Raw genomic sequence first — 18,536 nt, 5'->3', positions numbered from 1 at the left:
AGTATAGTTTTGTAGTATTGAAAGGTGCTGGTTAATTGTGGACTTTGTAATGAAAATATTAGAAAGAACTTTTGTAGAAACATTTTATTTGACAGGTATGATTATATTAATTGGGTTGATTCTTGGTGTACTAAGAAATAATTCAATAAAAAACTTTCAGAGAAGTTTTGGCAGCAATGCAGTAATGATAACAGGGTTTATTGGCGTTCCAATACATGAGTTGAGCCATGCTATTTTTGCGGTATTATTTGGACATAAAATTACTAAAATTAAGTTACTTCAAAAACCAGATGAGAATGGCGTAATGGGATATGTACAACATGGTTATAATCAAAACAGTATTTATCAGCAGATAGGAAATTTTTTTATAGGTATAGCACCTATATTTGGAGGAGTTTTTTCTATAATTGCTTTGATGAAATTTATAATACCAAGAGCTTATAACAGTTTTATTAATATATTGTTTAGAAGTCTACATATTACAGTGTTAAACAAGAGTATAATTGAAGGAATAATAAACTCTTACTTGGGTTTAATAAAAGTTATTTTTTCTTTAAAGAATTTTGAAAATCCGTATTTTTATGTATTTCTGTTTATATCTATATGTATATCCTCACATATATCGTTGAGTTCTGCAGATATAAAGGGAGCTTCCAGAGGATTATGTGTTATATTTATAATATTATTAATACTAAATGCTTTAAATTTAACAAAATATATCTTGGCTATTGATTTAATAAAGTATAATATTTTAATAACAGGATTTCTAATGATATCTGTAATACTTTCTACAATAACCTTTTTAGTAAGTTTAATTCTTACTAGTATCAAGTGATTCTTAGACTTAGGTGGAGTTTGCTTGTGAGGAATACTTCCTACATCTGAGTCTTAGAAGAACTTATCCAGGCGCGTAGCAGTGCTTATCACCAAGTTAAGTAGAGAGCCAAAATCTATGATTTTGTGCGAATCACTTACTCCTTCGACAATAGGAGAAGGAGTTTCATACAAATGGGGTATTAGCAATGATAGCGATCGGATAAAATAGTAAGAAAAGAAGATTCATTTACATTTGTTTTGGAATAATTTGTAAAAGCATTATGCTTTGTGCTAAAATAGTATTATTGTATACAAAATATAAAATGGGGGTTAACGTACTATGTTTAGAGAAAAAATTAATGAATTTATTAGAGTTATTTCTAAAACTGAGGATTGTGAATGTTTAGATATGATGGAAGAATTAATAGATTCTGCTGGAGATTATTTAAGAAGAGTTAATGTGTTAGAAGTAGGAATAATGGTTGGAAAATATAGTAAAGAAGATAATGAGTATAGAGAATATATTGAGAAACTTGACAAACAAAGAAGTAATGCACATGATAATTTAATATCTAATGTTAAAATTATTAACAGACTTTGTAGAATAAATAATTTACCACCAATGTATCAAGGAAACGAAGAAGACAGGGTAGAAGTAGCTGAATTTGCACAAAAAGTGGTAGATGAATTATTTAGTACAAGAAGATTATAATTGGAAAATATCAAGTATGGATATTAACAATATTAGAAATACAGTAAAAACAATTATAAAAAAGCATGAAAAGTTAGGTTCTTTCATGCTTTTTTAAATAAAAATTTACTTGATTATTATACATATATTGTTAATTTTATTCTAATCAAAAGGGTAATGCTTAACTTACGTTAAATTTTTTAACAAGCTCAACAGGAGAATAAGATAATTTTGCTTGTCTTAGACCTTCAATTCCTAAATCCTGTTCACGATTTATGAGTGGAATTTGGCTAAAGTAGTTTTCTATAAAGGTCTTATTGACAAAGTTATAGAGACCTCTTATATCTGAATCTGCTTTTTCAATATGTATTATTCCCATATTTTCACTTACTTTTTCACCTATAGTGAAAGCAGATAATTTATCATTAACATGAATAACCATTCCTATAAAATCCAATTTGTCACTATTTTTTAGTAATTCTTCTATAGATCTGAGTTCATATAAAAGGTATCCCTTACATATATGCTTGTGACACCATTCACGAGCAGCTTTTATGCATGGTTGTATTAGGTCTGAAGTCATTTCAGAAATTTTATAATCATAATTTTTTACAAAATAATTATAGTGATTTTTTTTCTTATGAAGAATTTTTCCAGAAAGACTTATAAGTTTTTCGCTTTCATATATATAATCAAAATTATCTCTATCCTCCTCTATAACAAAAGTGTCACCAAAAACATCTAGGAGATCATCTATAAATGGTTGTTCTGCATCTTTAAAAAGGTAACTCAGGTCATATGAAGCTCTAAGTTCTAACAAAACATTAACTATTTCTTTTAAATTTTCTTTTTTATAGCCTATAGGCTGCATAAAATGATAACTCCCATCAAAGTCCATTTTTTTAATAATTATCACATCTTTATAAATAGCATATTGTATATCACAAGCTTTTCGCCATATAAAAAGATTTGTAAAGGAATATTCACAGGTTTCAAATGAGTATGGTTTTAAATATTTATCAAATAGTTCCTTATCCTCTAAGGATAGTGGTTTAAAATTAAGCATATATACATCCTTTCTATAAAAATTAATATTAAGTAATATTAAATATTATTTGTTTATATAAATATTATATTATAAAAATACTATTTATCAAACAGTATTTTTATATTTAAATATGATATTAATATTATAAATTAATTATTTTTAGCATAAAGTTAAAATTATGTTAATTTATTATGCGGTAATGTTAAAAACAGGTTAAAGTATTTGTTATTTAATAATATTATTGCTTTTTAATAGTAAAATAATTAAGGGAAATATTACTTAATGTTAATATTGAGGAGGATAATGATGAGAAACATTTCAACTAAATTACAGCTAAACAATATTGTAAAAATCCATTTTATAAACAGTGTTGGAATTAAAATAATGATGCAAATAACTGTATTGCTTATATTTGTCTGTGGAATTTTAGGTTATGTTTCATATAGTAGTTCCTATAATAGTTTGGAATATACTATTAGATCTTTTTTAGAATCTAAAGCTTATGATAGCTCAGCACTTGTAAGTTCAACTATTCAACAGGATATTAGAGTGATGAATGAAATAGCTTCTAGACCAGAAATTAAATCCATGAATATTCAACTACAAAGTCCTGTACTCTTAGCAGAAGCTAAAGATTTAGGATATATAAATTTAAATATAATTGAACCTAATGGTTTAACACATTTGGCAGATGGAGGAAAAACTCAAACTGATCTTTTTTCATCAAATAACTTGTATTTAAAAGAAGCATTAGGAGGCAAAGCTTCCATATCTGACCCGGTTACAAATGTAGAAGGGGAACAAATTATAGCCATAGCAGTACCTATAAAAAATGAAAGTGGACAAGTAAATGGAGTTCTATTTTCTAATATGACTACTAAAAAATTAAATGAAATAGTTCAAAAAACAAAGGTAGGTAACGGTGGATACAGCTTTATAATAAATAAAGAAGGTACTAAAGTTGCGCATAAAGATTTAAAGTTAGTTTTAAACAAGGATAATACTATTAAAAATGCTAATAAAGATAAAAGTTTAGTGGCATTAGCACAATTAGAAAGTAAGATGATAAAAGCAGAAAAAGGTTCTGGATATTATATTAAAGATGGTAAAGAAATGTTTATGTCTTATGCTCCTGTTCCAGATACAGAGTGGTCTATGGCATTAACTATACCTAAACAGGAAATATTTAAGGAAGCAAATGAATTAGAACATAAATTTATAGTTATGACTATACTATTTATATTAATTGGTATGGCAGTAGGTTTTATAATATCAAGGTCTATAAAACGACCACTGTTAAAAATAAAAAAATATGCAGAACAATTGTCAAATTGTAATTTAAGTCACAGAATAAGCATAGATAGAAAGGATGAATTTGGACAAGTAGCTAACTCATTAAATGCAGCTATAAATAATGTAGAAAAGATTATTTATTCTGTGAAGCTTAATGGAAAAGAGACTTTAAAATCTACAAATGATATAAATAATATGTTTGAAAAAATACATAAGCATGTAGAAAATGTTTCATATAAATCTAATAAAATTTCAGCTAATATGCAGCAAGCTTCTGCATATATAGAAGAATTAGCTTGTAAGTCTTTAAATATAGAAGATGAAATAAATAATACTGTAGAAGAAGCAAAAAATGGTTTAGAGTTAGCTAATAGTATAAAAAGCAGAGCAAATTCAATGAAGAATCAAACTGAAAACTCTAGAACTAAAATTTTACATACTTATTCTGAATCAAAAGAAAAATTAAATGAAGCATTACAGAATACAAAGGTTGTTGAAAATATTTCTATAATGGCAGAAGTAATAAAAGATATATCTAAAAAGACAAATTTATTAGCTCTAAATGCTGCCATTGAAGCTGCAAGAGCAGGTGAACATGGAAAGGGTTTTTCAATAGTAGCAGATGAAATAAGAAAATTAGCAGAGCAATCTAATGGCGTGGTTCAAGATATACAGGAAAATGTAAAAAATGTTTTAAATTCAGTAGAAAAGCTTTCTGAGTCATCAAAGTTTATTTTAAATGTTATAGATAATGAGATATTAGAAAGTTATGATAAAATTATGGTCGTAAGTGATGATTACAAAAACGATGGAAGTAAATTTCAAAGTATAATAGAAGGATTTAATTTACTATTACAGGATATTTATGTCTCAATAGAAGAAATGACAGTGAATATGAAAACTTTGACAGAGTCCATGGGTGAATGTGCAGATGCTTCAACTGATATTGTGGATAATATAGAAAACCTTAAAGAAGAAAATTTACATATATGTGATAAATCAAGTAAAAATGCACAAGGAGCAGAACAATTGCTACAATCCATAAGTGAATTTAAGATTAAGTTATGTAAAGAAAGTTAAGTAGTGGTATAATGGTACAAGTGTAATTTTGTACTAAGGGAGTGAAGATTCAGAAGTGGAAAGTTTAACAGGAAAAGTGGCATTAGTCACAGGTTCTTCTAGAGGCATAGGAAGAAGTATAGCATTAGAAATAGCTAAAGCAGGAGCATCTGTAGTAATAAATTATACAAATAATGAAAAAGAAGCTATAAAAACTTTAGAGGAAATTAGAAAAATTGGTAGAGCTGCTATTATAGTAAAAGCAGATGTTAGTGTATATGAACAGGCTAAAATGCTTATAAATAGTGCAATAGAACATTTTGGAAAAATAGATATATTGATTAATAATGCAGGAGTTTCATATATAGGCCTTTTTATGGATATGAATGAAAAGCAGTGGGAAAGAATTATTAATGTTAATTTAAATGGGGTTATCAATTGTTCTCATAATGTTATTCCACATATGGTTAGCAAAAAAGCTGGCTGTATAGTAAATGTGTCTTCTATGTGGGGGAATGTTGGAGCATCTTGTGAGGTAATATATTCTGCTTCCAAGGGAGCTGTGAATTTATTTACAAAGGCTTTAGCAAAGGAGATGGCACCTTCCAATATAAGAGTAAATGCAGTTGCACCAGGTGTTATAGATACAGAAATGAATAGTTTTCTAAATAAAGAAGAAAGAGAAGCGTTAGAGGAAGAGATTCCTATAGGTAAGTTTGGCAAGGGGGAAGATGTAGGTAAAACTGTTGTTTTCTTGTGTAGTGATGCTGCAAAATATATTACTGCACAGATAATAACAATAGATGGTGGAATGAATTAACTAACATGGTGAAATAAATAAAAATGCGATGCCGTATCCTAAGAATTTTAATGTAGGTGCGGCATATTTTTGTATATGATAAACATGTTATATACAGTTTATGTACAAGTTATCCACAAAGTTATCCACAGTCTGTGAATTAATATTTGAATAGTGAAAAGTTTTGATAAATAATAATAATTCTAAAAATTTTATTTTAAATAAATATATAAAATTATAGACGTTATAAACGATAAATAAATATGATTTATAAAGAAGTTTATCCTAAAAGTTCGCATAAAATATTTTATCCGATGGCTACCATCCGTAACACTCCCATCACACTCTGTGAAAGCGACTATCTCCAAATCATAGATTTGGGATATCTGCTTTTCTTAAGGTGGGAGATAACGGCTGACACGCCCCTGGATAAGTTCTTCTAAGACTCAGATGGGTAAAATGCCTAAATGGCATTTTACGAGCTTTTGCTCAGGTAAGAGGTATTACTCATAAGCAAACTCCATCTGAGTCTAAGAATCACTTGATACCAATTTAAACTTAATTAAGATAATAGTTGAAGAAAGTGTAAATTTTAGTTAAAATTATTTAAGGGTGTAGATACTATTTGCTATGTTTTTAGACAAAATAAGTATGTTAACAAGTAAAATAGTAATCATTATATGAAAGATGGGTAAGTATGTATAAGATAATAATATTAGATGATATGGCATATATAAGATATAGAGTAAAGCAATTATTAGCTGAGGAAGGCATAGAAATTTATGAAGCTGCTACATCCTTTGATTTTTTTAATAAGCTTTATGATAAAAAGAATGAGATAAACCTAATAATATTAGAAGTAGGATTAAGTACTGAAGATGGATTTGAGGTTTTGAAAAAGATCAAGGCAATGAATTTGAAAATACCTATAATGGTATTAACTAAAATGAATACAAGAATTGATTTTATAACATGTATAAAAGAGGGGATTTCTGAATATATTTTAAAACCATTTGATCCAAAAATGTTTTTAAGAAGAATAGATAACTTGATTGTGTCACATGAAAAGGGAGAAGAACCAGAAGAAATAATTTACTTGAACTTTAAAGAATACATGATAAAACAAATAAGTAAGGCAAAAGAAGAAAATACAAAGGTTTCAATTATGATGGTAAGTTTGGTAAAGCCAGGTTCAGATTTATTTGGAGAAAAAATTGATATAAAGGAAACATATTTAATTTTGATAGATTCAGTATATGAAAAATTAAAAAGTTTATTTAAATTACCAGATTTATTTGTAAAGCATGGTTTTTCAAATTTTGTAGGGGTTATTCCATGGAAAGATAAAAATCCTATGGATAAAATAGAGAAGAGTGTACAAAACAGATATGGAGAAGTTAAAAATAAAGATTCTAGATACAAGGAGTATGAAATAGAATGTGTTTTTGTTACTTATCCTGAAGATGGACAAGAAAGTGAAGAGTTGTTGGATAACTTAGAAGCAAAAATGCAAAATAAGATTAATGGTAGTGATAATCAAAAATAGATATTATATTAGTAGATTGAAATGAATTGAATATGTGGAATATTAGAAAATTGAATTACATAAATTGTCTGACAGAATTATAAAAATATGCTGGATTTTTTATAAGTTTTGTTTTATTATAGTGACATGGGTAGAAAGCTAAAATTTATAGCTTAAGGTGAACGGTTTACTTATATAAAAAAATCTCATGGATATAATAAAACATTATTTTAAAGGAGATGGTATTATATGGTATATTCTTTGATTTTTGGTTTAGTAACATTAGCATTTGGGTTAATACCTAAAATAGTAAGACCAAAGAAAATTAATTCTTGGTATGGATATAGGACACCTATGTCAACAATAAATCAAGAAACTTGGGATGAAGGAAATAGATATTCATCGAATCAATATATTATAGCAGGTATTATTTTATTAATTATAGGAAGAGCTTCCTATGCTTTTGTCGCTAATAAGCCATACTTAGTTCCTCTTATAGCTTTTGTTCCAGTATTGTCAGTAACAGTATTTACAGCAGAAAAGCATTTGAAAAAAGTTTTTGATAGTAATGGTGTGAGAATAAATAATTCAGGTAAATTAAAAGAAAAAGGTATATAATAAAAGATTAAGATCAGTAAGATTTTTTACTGATCTTTATTTTTTTTCAGATACCTAAAATTTATAATTTTGTGATGAAATCTTTATGTATTGACAATTTGTTATATTAGTTATAGTATCAATATAACAAATATATGTGTTAAGATATTTGCACTTATATATGGAGGTGGGACATTGTGCTAATAAAAATAGATTTTGAATCAGATACGCCTATATATGTTCAATTAAAAAGAGAAATAATACAAGGTATAGCAAAGGGGGAGTTAAAAGAAGGAGATAGTCTTCCTTCAGTTAGACAAATGGCAGAAGATATAGGTATAAACATGCATACTGTTAATAAAGCATATAATATGCTTAAAATAGATGGTTTTATAACTATAGATAGGAGAAAAGGTGCCATAATAAATAAAATGTTGAAAACATATTCTGAGGAATATATGGAAAACTTATCAGAAGAATTGAGATACATAATAGCAGAAGCCTACTGTAGAGGTGTAGATAAAAAAAATTTTTTAAACATCAGTGAAGAAATATTTAAGGAATATACATAGTAAAAATGTAAATCATTTTAAAAAATAAAATGTGAAATAATGATAAAATTAGTCTTTCAAATTTGGAGGAATAAAAATGGATAATAGAATTATATCTTCAATATCAATAGTATTTATTGTAATTTTAATATTTTTAATTCAAGTTTTAACGCCTAGACTTACTAGAAAGGAAATATATTTTGGTATAAGAATACCTAAAAATCAACTTGAAAGTGAAAAATTAAAAAATATTTATAAGAAGTATGTAACAAACAACATAATAGTTTCAATACCATATATAATTATAGTATTTTTATTGTGCTATTATCTTAATGCTTATTTTGAAATATTGAATGTTGTATTAATATTAGCTTATTTGATAATAAGTTTTTTTGTTTATTTTATAGCTAATAAGGAAGTAAAAAAAGTAAAGAATGAATTAAATTGGGGTAAAACTAAAAAATCAGTAGTTGTTATTGACACTAATTTTACTAAAGAGAAAAATAAAAGTATGTTAGTATCACCATCGTGGTTTTTAATACCTTTATTTATGATAGTTATAAATTTATATATAGGATATAGAGTATATCATAATCTCCCTGATATTGTTCCAACTCATTTTGATTTTGCTGGTGAGGCAAATGGGTGGACTCCAAAGTCATATAAACTAATAATACAAATGCCTGCAGTACAGCTTTTTATGACTATAATTATGTTTTTTTCTTATAAAATTATTGGGTGGTCAAAGCAGCAAATAAGTGCTTCTGATCCCAAAGCATCTAAAGAAAGAAATAAAATATTTAGATACAGATGGTCAGCGTATATGATATTAATGGCTATAGCTATAAATATTTTATTTACTGTAGGAAATTTAAGCATACTTCAAGTTATAAAAATGAGCGCTAAAACTAGTATGATCGTTATATTTACAATAACAATGCTTATAATTGTCAGTAGTATAGTTATGTCTGTAAAAACAGGTCAAGGTGGAAGCAAAATTAAGGTTGGAAGTATGGATGAAGAGAATGAAAAAGTACAAGATAGGGATGATGATAAGTATTGGAAGTTAGCTAATAGCATTTACGTAAATAAGGATGATCCAGCCATCTTTGTAGAAAAAAGATTTGGTATTGGATGGACTATGAATTTTGGAAACACCAAAAGTATAATAATTGCTGTTGTATTTATAATTTTAATGATTGCATTACCGATACTGATTCATTAGAGAAAAAGTAAGAAGTATGTGATGTAAAGTGCAGTGGTAGTTTTAATTTTAACTTTTACTTATATTGTTATAGATAATTTTAGTAAATGAAAATTGTATTTAATATATAGATTAACGATTAAAAATTAAGTTCCTCTTAAAGTATATAAAACATATTATGGTAATAGTATTAATGTGTAATTAAAAAGGGGGATTAATGAAGAAAAGAATAATAATTTCCGTAATGTGTATTCTGGCCGTTTTTCTCTTTGTAGGGTGCGGTGGAATTCGTATTTCACTTGATTCAGATAGCAAACCAGCTCAAAGTGAGAATAAGCAGCAGAACGATGGAAACAAGTCGCAAACAGCATCGGATAAGGCGGCTAAGCAAGATCAAAATGCTAAGGATAACTCACCAGTAACAGTTAATATTAATCAAGCCCCTCAAACTAATAGTAAGCCGGATACAGTAATTGTAAGAGAACCATCTCCAGCACCTGTAGTTAATGGAAGTTTTATATTTTCAAATAGTGGTTATTCTTATCTTACTAAAAGTCAAGTAGCTAGCTTAAGTAATTATCAATTAGGAATTGCTAGAAATGAGATTTATGCAAGACATGGTTATATATTTAGTACAGCAAAGTATAGAAATTATTTTAATTCACAAAGTTGGTATTCTCCTATTACCACAAATGTTACTTTAAGTAATGTGGAAACTTATAATGTTGATCTTATAAAGGCTGAAGAGGATAGAAGGGGAGTTAAAAATTAGCAAAAATCATTTATATAAAAGAAAAGGATAGTTTTATTTGGAAATGTTATTTTCAATATAAGCACATTGAAACACAACTTTTTCAAGAGGACAATTGACATAGGACAGAGGACAATGAAGGTGAGTTTTCTTCCTTATGTCAGAAAACTAATTTATTTTTAAAGCTTCTTTTGCTAATGCAAAAGAAGCTTTAAATTTATATAAGTCAGCAATGTTTTACTTTAGTAAGATAAATCATCCTTCACTGTCATCTTTCAATTGTCCTCTAAAAAATGTTTCATATTTTTTTATAATGCTATATAATCCGAATGTACAAATCCAACAGCAGATCCTGCTTGTACTTTGTACCAACGACCGTTAGATGATAATATTTGAACCTTGCTGCCATAAGCAAGTTCAGAAACTATTCTTCCTGTCCATGGTGCAGATCTCAAATTTAAGGTTGAATTTTTATTACTAAGAGTTACGGTACCAACTTTTCCGCTAGCTTGTGGTTGAGGATTAGCAGCGGCAGTAGTAGTAACAGTGCTTCCGGAAGAAATAGAAACATAATCAGAAGACACGTATCCTACAGTTCCATTTGAATTCACTTTATACCAATTGCCAGAAGTACCTAATATTTGAAGCTTAGTTCCAGAAGGTAAGCTTCCTATAACATTACCTGAAGGATTATTTCTTAAATTCAGATAAGAAGATTGATTACTTAAATTTACAACACCAAATTTGTTTGAAGTTAAATTAGTAACAGCAGCGGTACTAGTGGTGTTAGAATTATTAACTACAGGTTGACTTGAACCAAGGCTTATGTATTTAGAACTTACATAACCATAGGAGGAGTTATATTTTATTTTATACCAGTCACCACTAACAGCAACTACATTTACAGAACTTCCCTTTTTTAACGATCCAACAACTCCTGAAGAGCCACTAGCACTACTTCTTACGTTAAGAGTAGAACTGTAGCTAGAAATATTAACTAAACCACTAGCAGATTTAGACTGTTCGGGTTGAGTATTACTACTATTATTATTTGTATTTGTATTTGTATTAGTAGTAGGTTGTCCACTATTTGAGTTGCTAGAAGGTGATGATGATACATAAATATATCCCTTTAAGAATAAGTTTCCTCTATTTTTTATTTCTTCTTTAGATAAAGATTTTAATTGACCGTCATAGGCACCTCTAATATTGAAATTACCCTCATTAAAATATACAGTATTACCTTCTACCTTTTCTACAAAGGCAACATGACCATAACCCTTATTTCCTCCGCCCCAGACAACTATGGAGTTAGCTCTAGGTTCAGAACCATAACTGTATACTTTATCCTTTGCATTGGCATACCACCAATCTACGGCATTTCCATAAAATTCTGAAGGTAAGTTTATGGATAGCTTTTCTAAAACCCTTCCGTAAGTAAACCAAGTACACTGTCCTTTATATCCATATTTAGTGAAAATATTTGAATCGCTTACATAAGAGGCACCTTGTGGATTTGGCATGATTCCAGCAGCATGCACAGAATTATGTAATAGACATTTAGCATTTATTAGGGAAGCAGATATAAAAAAAGCAAAAACTAATTTTTTGGATTTATTCATTATGCTACCTTCCTTTCGTAAGTTTTATAGTTAAATTAAAAATATAGTTTAATTTATATTATAATTCAAAAACATTATCGTTTAATAATTAAAAAAGTTAATAGTTTTTTTACATGTTATATAATAAATTATAATATATGTACAGAATAATGCAAGTAAGGAATATGGTTACATTAATTTTCTAAATACTTTATTGTTTATATATCTAACTTTCGCAGTTTAAAAATTATACTAAATTAAAATTTTGTATGTACGAAAGTTGAATTATATATTAATGTATTGTTAAAATATATAAATGTACAACTGTATTAGAAAAGAGATGATTTAATGGATGATAAGAAAATAAAAGTATCCATTCGAAATTTAGTAGAGTTTGTGTTAAGAGGCGGAGATTTAGATTCAAAATTTGTAGGAAGCAGCAGGGCATTAGAAGGAACAAGAGCACATCAAAAACTTCAAAAAAAGTATAAACAAGAGAATAATATAGAAAGACAATATAATGCTGAGGTAAGTTTAAAATATAATATAGAATATAAAGGATTTAGTTTTATTATAGAAGGTCGTGCAGATGGAGTAATAGTAGAAAAAGAAAAAATTGTTATAGATGAAATAAAAACTGTAAACAAACCATTAGAATTAATAGATGAGAATTATAATATTCTTCATATGGCACAAGCTAAATGTTATGCATATATTTATGCTATTCAAAACGATTTAAAGGATATATATGTGCAATTAACTTATTATAGTATAAGTGCTGATGAAAGCAAATATTTTATAAAAAACTTTAATATAGAAGAGTTGAAATTGTTTTTTTTAGATTTGTTGGATAAGTATTTTTGGTGGGCAAACTTCATGGAACAGTGGATTGTTAAAAGAAATATTTCTATAAAAAATATGAATTTTCCTTTTGATAAATATAGACCAGGACAAAGAGAGGTTGCAGTTGCAGTATATAATACTATAAAACAAGAAAGTAAAATATTTGTTCAAGCACCTACTGGGGTAGGGAAAACTATATCTACTTTATTTCCAGCTATTAAGGCTATGGAGCAAGGACTTATTTCTAAAATATTTTATCTTACAGCGAAAACCATAACTGCAAATGTGGCGCAGGAATGTATGACAAATATGAATAATAAGGGATTGAAAATAAAAACTTTAGTCATTACTGCAAAGGAAAAAGTATGTTTTAAAGATAAACCTTCCTGTAATCCGGAAGATTGTGAGTTTGCTAAAGGACATTATGACAGATTAAATGATGCACTAAATGAAATTTTAAGCAAAGAAACTTTAATAAGTAGAGAAGTAATAATAGAATATGCAAAAAGAAATAAGTTATGTCCTTTTGAATTTTCTTTAGAAATAGCTCTGTGGGTTGATTGTATTATTTGTGATTATAATTATGCTTTTAATCCTCAAGTATATTTAAAGAGTTTTTTTGAAAATGGAAAAGAGGATTATGTATTTTTAATTGATGAGGCTCATAATTTAGCAGATAGAGGAAGGGAAATGTTCTCGGCTGAACTTTATAAAAAGCCTTTTTTAAAATTAAAGAAAGTAATGACAAAAAAAGAACCCCAAATAGCTAAAGCTTTAACTAGTATAAATTCATATATGATAAAACTTAGGAAAATTTGTGAAGAAGAAGATAGAAATATTTATGTTCAAAAAGAAGAAATAAAAGATATATATAATTTATTAAGAAGATTTACAAAAGAATCAGAAGAGTGGCTTGCTAAAAATAATAAGTTGGAAGGTTATGATGAACTTTTACAATTATATTTTGATGTTTTATCCTATACCAGAATAAGTGAATTTTATGATAATAGGTTTGTTACATATGTAGAAAAATTGGGAGATGACATTAAGATAAAAATTTTTTGCTTGGACCCTTCTTATCTTTTAAATGAGGCAGTAAAGAGAGGAAAAGCTGCTGTATTCTTTTCTGCTACATTATCACCAATAAGTTATTTTAAAGAAGTATTAGGAGGAAATGAACAGGATTATACAATGAGAATTCCATCTCCTTTTCCAAAGGAGAATATGAAATTAATTCTTGCAAACAGAATATCTACTAAATATAAAAATAGAGAAAGTAGTTATAATTTATTATCAGAATATATACATGGATTAGTATGTGGTAGAAAAGGTAATTACTTAATATTTTTTCCTTCCTATGTATATATGAGAAATGTTTATGATATATTCTGTCAAGAATACTCCGATATTAATGCTGTAATTCAAGAAAGTTCTATGTCTGAGGAATCAAAAAAGACTTTTTTGGACAGATTTAAAAATTCTTCAGAAAACATGGTTGCTTTTGCTGTTTTAGGAGGCATGTTTTCGGAAGGTATAGACTTAAAGGGTGATAAACTAATTGGTGTAGGAATTGTTGGAGTTGGGTTACCTCAGCTGTGTTTCGAAAGAGATATAATAATGAATTATTTTAATGATAAAAATAATATGGGTTATGAATATTCCTATATGTATCCAGGAATGAATAAAGTACTGCAGGCAGCTGGCAGGGTAATAAGGACAGAAGAAGATAGAGGAATAGTTATGCTAATGGATGAAAGATTTTCAAGTAGAAATTATAGAGAACTCTTTCCAAAACATTGGGAGGCCAATACTGTTGTAAGAAATATTAAAGAAGTAGAAAATATTATAAAGAACTTTTGGGAAAATAAATAATATAGTTTAAATATTATTATGGTAAAGAGGTACTTAATATGGAAAACTTACAGGAGATATTTAAGAATTTCAATAAACACTTGCTGGAAGATGAAAGACCGTCTGAATATTTTAATTCTATAGCTGAAACTGAATTGTTTGAAAAAGTATATCCACTAACTATGTTTAAGGATTTAATGAAAACTCCTCAGTCTCCATTGCATCATTCAGAAGGAAACGTTTGGAATCATACTATGCTTGTTATAGATGAAGCTTCTAAGAGAAAGGATAAAAGTGAAGATTCTAGGGTGTTTATGTGGTCAGCATTACTGCATGATTTAGGAAAGGCACCGACTACAAAGATGCGAAAGGGAAAAATAACATCTTACGATCATGACAAAGTTGGAAAAGAACTTTCAGTAGATTTTTTAACGGAATTTGGATGCAGCGAAGATTTTATAGAAAAAGTTTCTTATTTAGTAAGGTGGCATATGCAGACTCTTTTTGTAGTTAAAGATATGCCTTTTGCTAACATTAAGGATATGATATCAGAGGGGAATTTTAAAGAGGTGGCATTACTTTCTTTGTGCGATAGATTAGGAAGAGGTGGTATGACATCGGAAAGGATAAGGTTAGAAAATAATAATGTAAGTACTTTTATTGAAAAATGTAAAAGGTTCACACGAAAGCCTTCTAAAAAATAATTTAAAATACTAAAATTATTAAAGTCCATAAACTTTATATAAAGGTTTATGGATTTTTTGTGTTTAAATTTAAATCCAAGATTTATCTAATATTATTTTGTAAGGTAAAAGTTTTTAATTATTAATTTTTATTTTAGAATAATATATTATATTGAAACATATGGTAAAATAAGTATATTATAGAATTAATAGTAAATGATGCGTTAGTGATTTAGGGGATGATATTATGAATAAATTCAAGTCACTTATGTTTGAAATAGTAGCCATATTAGGAATTCTATTTCTAGTTTTGGTAGCAGGTCTTGTAGATTTAAGAAGTGGTCAATCAACTGTAAACTCTAAAGAAGTTCAAGAGATGAATGTTTCTATTGAAAATGATAGAAAAAATATTGAAAAGATGAGCAATGAATTAATTAAAAAAAATCAAGAACTTGAACAAATGAAATCAAATCTAGGAAAATTAAAATCTGATAATATAGAGGAGTGGAATAACAGTATTATAATTTATAATAAAAAGCTATCGGAATATAGAAGTAGCTTAGCAGAATATAATGCTAGCTTAGACAGATATAATAAGAGATATAATCAATTTAAGGTTATGGGGAAGAAAAATGACAGTTTACTACAATGGATCAAATCAATAGTTGGAATTTGACAAACATTAAATGAATATTTTATATAATAAAGTTTAAATATAAGTAATGAAAATGAAAAAGTTAACGAAAATCATTATTAAGAAGAGAAAATTTAAATCGTTAAAATAGCTGGAGGTATAACATGAAAAATGATTACAAGAAATTCCCTTTGGTATTTTTAATATTTGGTATTTTTTTAATTGTACTTGTTTCTGGAATATCTATAAAAAAGTATATAAAGACAAAAGAGGCTGATAGTGCCAAACAGGTTTCTGTGCAAAAGAGTACTGATTCTACAAAAGAAAATGAAAAGCTTTTTTTTAATAAAAAAGATGCTGTTGCTGAAAAGGCTTCGATTAAGGTGTATAAAAAAAGAAGAGTATTAGAACTTTATTCTAGCGATAAATTAGTAGGAAGATTTAAAATTGGGTTAGGGAGGTCGCCAGAAGGATATAAAGAAAAAGAAGGAGACAATAAAACTCCAGAAGGAAGTTATTATATATGTTATAGAAATGGAAATACAAAATATACTTACTTTATTGGTATAAGTTATCCAAATATTGAAGATGCTAAAAGAGGATTACAACAGGGACTTATAAATGAAGCTGTCTATAAAAGAATAGAAAGAGCCATAAATAATAAAAAGCAACCACCATGGAATACCCCTTTAGGTGGAGAGATAGGATTGCATGGCGGTGGAAATAAATATGATTGGAGCTATGGATGTATTGCATTAACTGATGAAGATATTAATATATTAAAACAATATGCACCAAATGGAACAACTATAGAAATTTACAAATAATGAATGGTAATCTTATTACCATTCATTATTTCAGGCTGTTGATAAACATATTTTGTCAGCAGCCTTTTAAATTTTTAGCCCGATAGGGCTTTTTTTTAATTCAAAAAGGATTTTAAGATTTTGTGTAGAATTAATATAATATCAGATTTTTTAAGGAGTTAACTATTATGATTAAAGAAAATAATTCTGCACAGCAACAATTAGAGTTAGTATATATAGAAAATTTAGTTCCCAAAGATCATATCTTAAGGAAAATTGATAAATATATAGATTTTTCATTTATAAGAGATTTAACTAAGGACTTCTATTGTCCTGATAATGGACGACCAGCAATTCAGCCAGTAGTTTTATTCAAAATGTTATTTATAGGTTACTTATTTGCAATAAGATCAGAGCGACAGCTCGTGAAAGAAATTGAAGTAAATGTAGCTTATCGCTGGTTTTTAGGATTTTCATTAACAGATAAAATCCCAAGTCATTCTACTATAAGCCAAAATAGAATAACAAGATTTAAGGATACAAATATATACCAAGAAATCTTCGATAATATTGTATTTCAAGCAATAAATAAAAAATTGGTAGATGGTAAAATTCTATATACAGATTCTACACATTTGAAAGCTAACGCTAATAAAAACAAGTTTACAAAAGAACAAATTACACAATCAACCAAAGACTATTTTAATGAGTTAGAAGAAGACATTAATAAGGATAGAGTAGCTCATGGAAAACAACCTCTAAAAAAAAAGATAAAATAGAAAAAACTAAAGAAATTAAGACCAGTACTACAGACCCTGATAGTGGCTATATGCATAGGGATGGAAAACCAAAAGGATTTTTTTATTTAGATCATAGAACTGTAGATGGAAAGTATAACATAATAACAGATGTTTATGTAACGCCTGGTAACATAAATGATGTAGATCCTTATATAGAAAGACTAGATGTTCAAATTAAAAAGTTTAATTTGCAAACTAAATATGTTGGAGCCGATGCTGGTTATTCTACTAATAATATTTGTAAACAAATATTTGAACGAGAACTAAAAGCAGTTATGGGCTATAGACGTAGTCCTCATGTAAAAGGTAAATTTACTAAATTTAGATTCCAATATGTTAAAGAACAAGATGTATATTATTGTCCAGATTTAAGAGCATTAGAATATAGAACTACTAACCGTGATGGTTATAGAGAATATGTATGTAAAATCGAGTACTGCAGCCAATGCAATAAAAAAGAAAATTGCTTATCAGATAAAAGCAAAAGAAAAGTTGTTTATCGCCATGTCTGGGAAGATTACAAGGATGAAGTAATCAAATTTACTAAGACTGATAAAGGAAAATGGCTATATAAAAGAAGAAAAGAAACTATCGAGCGTAGCTTTGCAGATTCAAAAAATCTCCATGGTCTGCGCTATTGTCGCATGCGTGGAATTAAAAAAGTTTCTGAACAATGTTTGTTAACAGCAGCAGTTCAGAATATGAAAAAGATAGCCAGGGTGCTATCGCACCTATTTTTGCAATTTTTAAAGAATTCACTAACCAATTTATGGATAACATTCTCTTTTTATATGCTACCGCATAAATATTTAAGACAAAATTAAACCCAGCACTTTAAAAATGCTGGGTTTATGAACAATCTGAAATAATGAATGGTAATCTTATTACCATTCATTATTTTTTATGAGATTAATATATGTACCTATAGAAAATTCCAATAACTAATGATTTTAAATAAAAGGTATGATATTATTATTATTGCAA

Annotated in this window: 16 protein-coding genes; 14 read left to right on the top strand and 2 right to left on the bottom strand. The window is 27.7% G+C overall.

The window, feature by feature from the left end; translation table 11 throughout:
• Nucleotides 1-49: 49 nt before the first annotated feature.
• Complete coding sequence (locus Ccar_RS15230) at nucleotides 50-835, top strand: M50 family metallopeptidase (RefSeq protein WP_007063248.1); 786 nt, start codon at nucleotides 50-52, stop codon at nucleotides 833-835.
• Between the two features lie 321 nt (nucleotides 836-1,156).
• Nucleotides 1,157-1,528 (top strand): DUF3232 domain-containing protein, encoded by a 372-nt coding sequence (locus Ccar_RS15225; protein ID WP_007063249.1) that lies wholly within the window; start codon nucleotides 1,157-1,159, stop codon nucleotides 1,526-1,528.
• A 160-nt stretch (nucleotides 1,529-1,688) separates the two neighbouring features.
• Here Ccar_RS15225 and Ccar_RS15220 read toward each other — a convergent pair whose 3' ends face one another.
• Entirely contained in the window at nucleotides 1,689-2,573 is an 885-nt protein-coding gene (locus Ccar_RS15220; RefSeq protein ID WP_007063250.1) for a DUF2156 domain-containing protein, read from the bottom strand.
• 288 nt (nucleotides 2,574-2,861) lie between these two features.
• On the opposite strand from Ccar_RS15220, the gene Ccar_RS15215 reads away from it, so the two are divergent.
• The 7 genes from Ccar_RS15215 to Ccar_RS15185 all read left to right on the top strand — a co-directional run bounded on the left by Ccar_RS15215 (nucleotide 2,862) and on the right by Ccar_RS15185 (nucleotide 10,355).
• Entirely contained in the window at nucleotides 2,862-4,928 is a 2,067-nt protein-coding gene (locus tag Ccar_RS15215) for a methyl-accepting chemotaxis protein (protein ID WP_007063251.1), read from the top strand.
• Nucleotides 4,929-4,983: 55 nt separating this feature from the next.
• Nucleotides 4,984-5,727: an elongation factor P 5-aminopentanone reductase gene (gene ymfI / locus Ccar_RS15210; RefSeq protein ID WP_007063252.1), complete on the top strand. Its 744-nt coding sequence runs from the start codon at nucleotides 4,984-4,986 to the stop codon at nucleotides 5,725-5,727.
• Nucleotides 5,728-6,403: 676 nt separating this feature from the next.
• Complete coding sequence (locus Ccar_RS15205) at nucleotides 6,404-7,252, top strand: response regulator (protein WP_007063253.1); 849 nt, start codon at nucleotides 6,404-6,406, stop codon at nucleotides 7,250-7,252.
• Nucleotides 7,253-7,480: 228 nt separating this feature from the next.
• Nucleotides 7,481-7,849: an SdpI family protein gene (locus Ccar_RS15200; protein WP_007063254.1), complete on the top strand. Its 369-nt coding sequence runs from the start codon at nucleotides 7,481-7,483 to the stop codon at nucleotides 7,847-7,849.
• A gap of 176 nt (nucleotides 7,850-8,025) precedes the next feature.
• Nucleotides 8,026-8,400, top strand: a complete 375-nt coding sequence (locus tag Ccar_RS15195) for a GntR family transcriptional regulator (protein ID WP_007063255.1) — start codon at nucleotides 8,026-8,028, stop codon at nucleotides 8,398-8,400.
• 76 nt (nucleotides 8,401-8,476) lie between these two features.
• Nucleotides 8,477-9,604, top strand: a complete 1,128-nt coding sequence (locus Ccar_RS15190; protein WP_007063256.1) for a DUF1648 domain-containing protein — start codon at nucleotides 8,477-8,479, stop codon at nucleotides 9,602-9,604.
• Nucleotides 9,605-9,800: 196 nt separating this feature from the next.
• Nucleotides 9,801-10,355 carry a YARHG domain-containing protein gene (locus tag Ccar_RS15185; RefSeq protein ID WP_007063257.1) on the top strand — a complete coding sequence of 185 codons (555 nt, stop codon included), beginning with the start codon at nucleotides 9,801-9,803 and terminating at the stop codon, nucleotides 10,353-10,355.
• Between the two features lie 287 nt (nucleotides 10,356-10,642).
• Here the strand turns inward: Ccar_RS15185 and Ccar_RS15180 are convergent, their stop codons facing one another.
• Complete coding sequence (locus tag Ccar_RS15180) at nucleotides 10,643-11,956, bottom strand: SH3 domain-containing protein (RefSeq protein WP_007063258.1); 1,314 nt, start codon at nucleotides 11,954-11,956, stop codon at nucleotides 10,643-10,645.
• A gap of 327 nt (nucleotides 11,957-12,283) precedes the next feature.
• Between Ccar_RS15180 and Ccar_RS15175 the strand changes: the two genes are divergently transcribed.
• The 5 genes from Ccar_RS15175 (at nucleotide 12,284) to Ccar_RS15155 (ending at nucleotide 18,376) form a co-directional block, all read left to right on the top strand.
• Entirely contained in the window at nucleotides 12,284-14,650 is a 2,367-nt protein-coding gene (locus Ccar_RS15175) for an ATP-dependent DNA helicase (RefSeq protein WP_048030124.1), read from the top strand.
• 38 nt (nucleotides 14,651-14,688) lie between these two features.
• Entirely contained in the window at nucleotides 14,689-15,333 is a 645-nt protein-coding gene (locus tag Ccar_RS15170) for an HD domain-containing protein (RefSeq protein WP_007063261.1), read from the top strand.
• A gap of 226 nt (nucleotides 15,334-15,559) precedes the next feature.
• The gene (locus tag Ccar_RS15165) at nucleotides 15,560-15,988 is read left to right on the top strand and encodes a hypothetical protein (RefSeq protein WP_007063262.1); all 429 of its coding nucleotides are present in this window, start codon (nucleotides 15,560-15,562) and stop codon (nucleotides 15,986-15,988) included.
• Between the two features lie 122 nt (nucleotides 15,989-16,110).
• Nucleotides 16,111-16,773: a L,D-transpeptidase family protein gene (locus Ccar_RS15160; protein WP_007063263.1), complete on the top strand. Its 663-nt coding sequence runs from the start codon at nucleotides 16,111-16,113 to the stop codon at nucleotides 16,771-16,773.
• 167 nt (nucleotides 16,774-16,940) lie between these two features.
• Nucleotides 16,941-18,376 (top strand): IS1182 family transposase gene (locus tag Ccar_RS15155; RefSeq protein ID WP_416101003.1). Its coding sequence is split into 2 segments (ribosomal slippage): nucleotides 16,941-17,523 and nucleotides 17,523-18,376, totalling 1,437 coding nucleotides; the frame shifts between segments, so codons are not numbered across the junction.
• Nucleotides 18,377-18,536: the final 160 nt, after the last annotated feature.

The sequence above is a fragment of the Clostridium carboxidivorans P7 genome (assembly GCF_001038625.1).
Classification (GTDB): Bacteria; Bacillota; Clostridia; order Clostridiales; family Clostridiaceae; genus Clostridium_AM; species Clostridium_AM carboxidivorans.
This window is presented reverse-complemented; position numbering and strand designations above follow the sequence as displayed.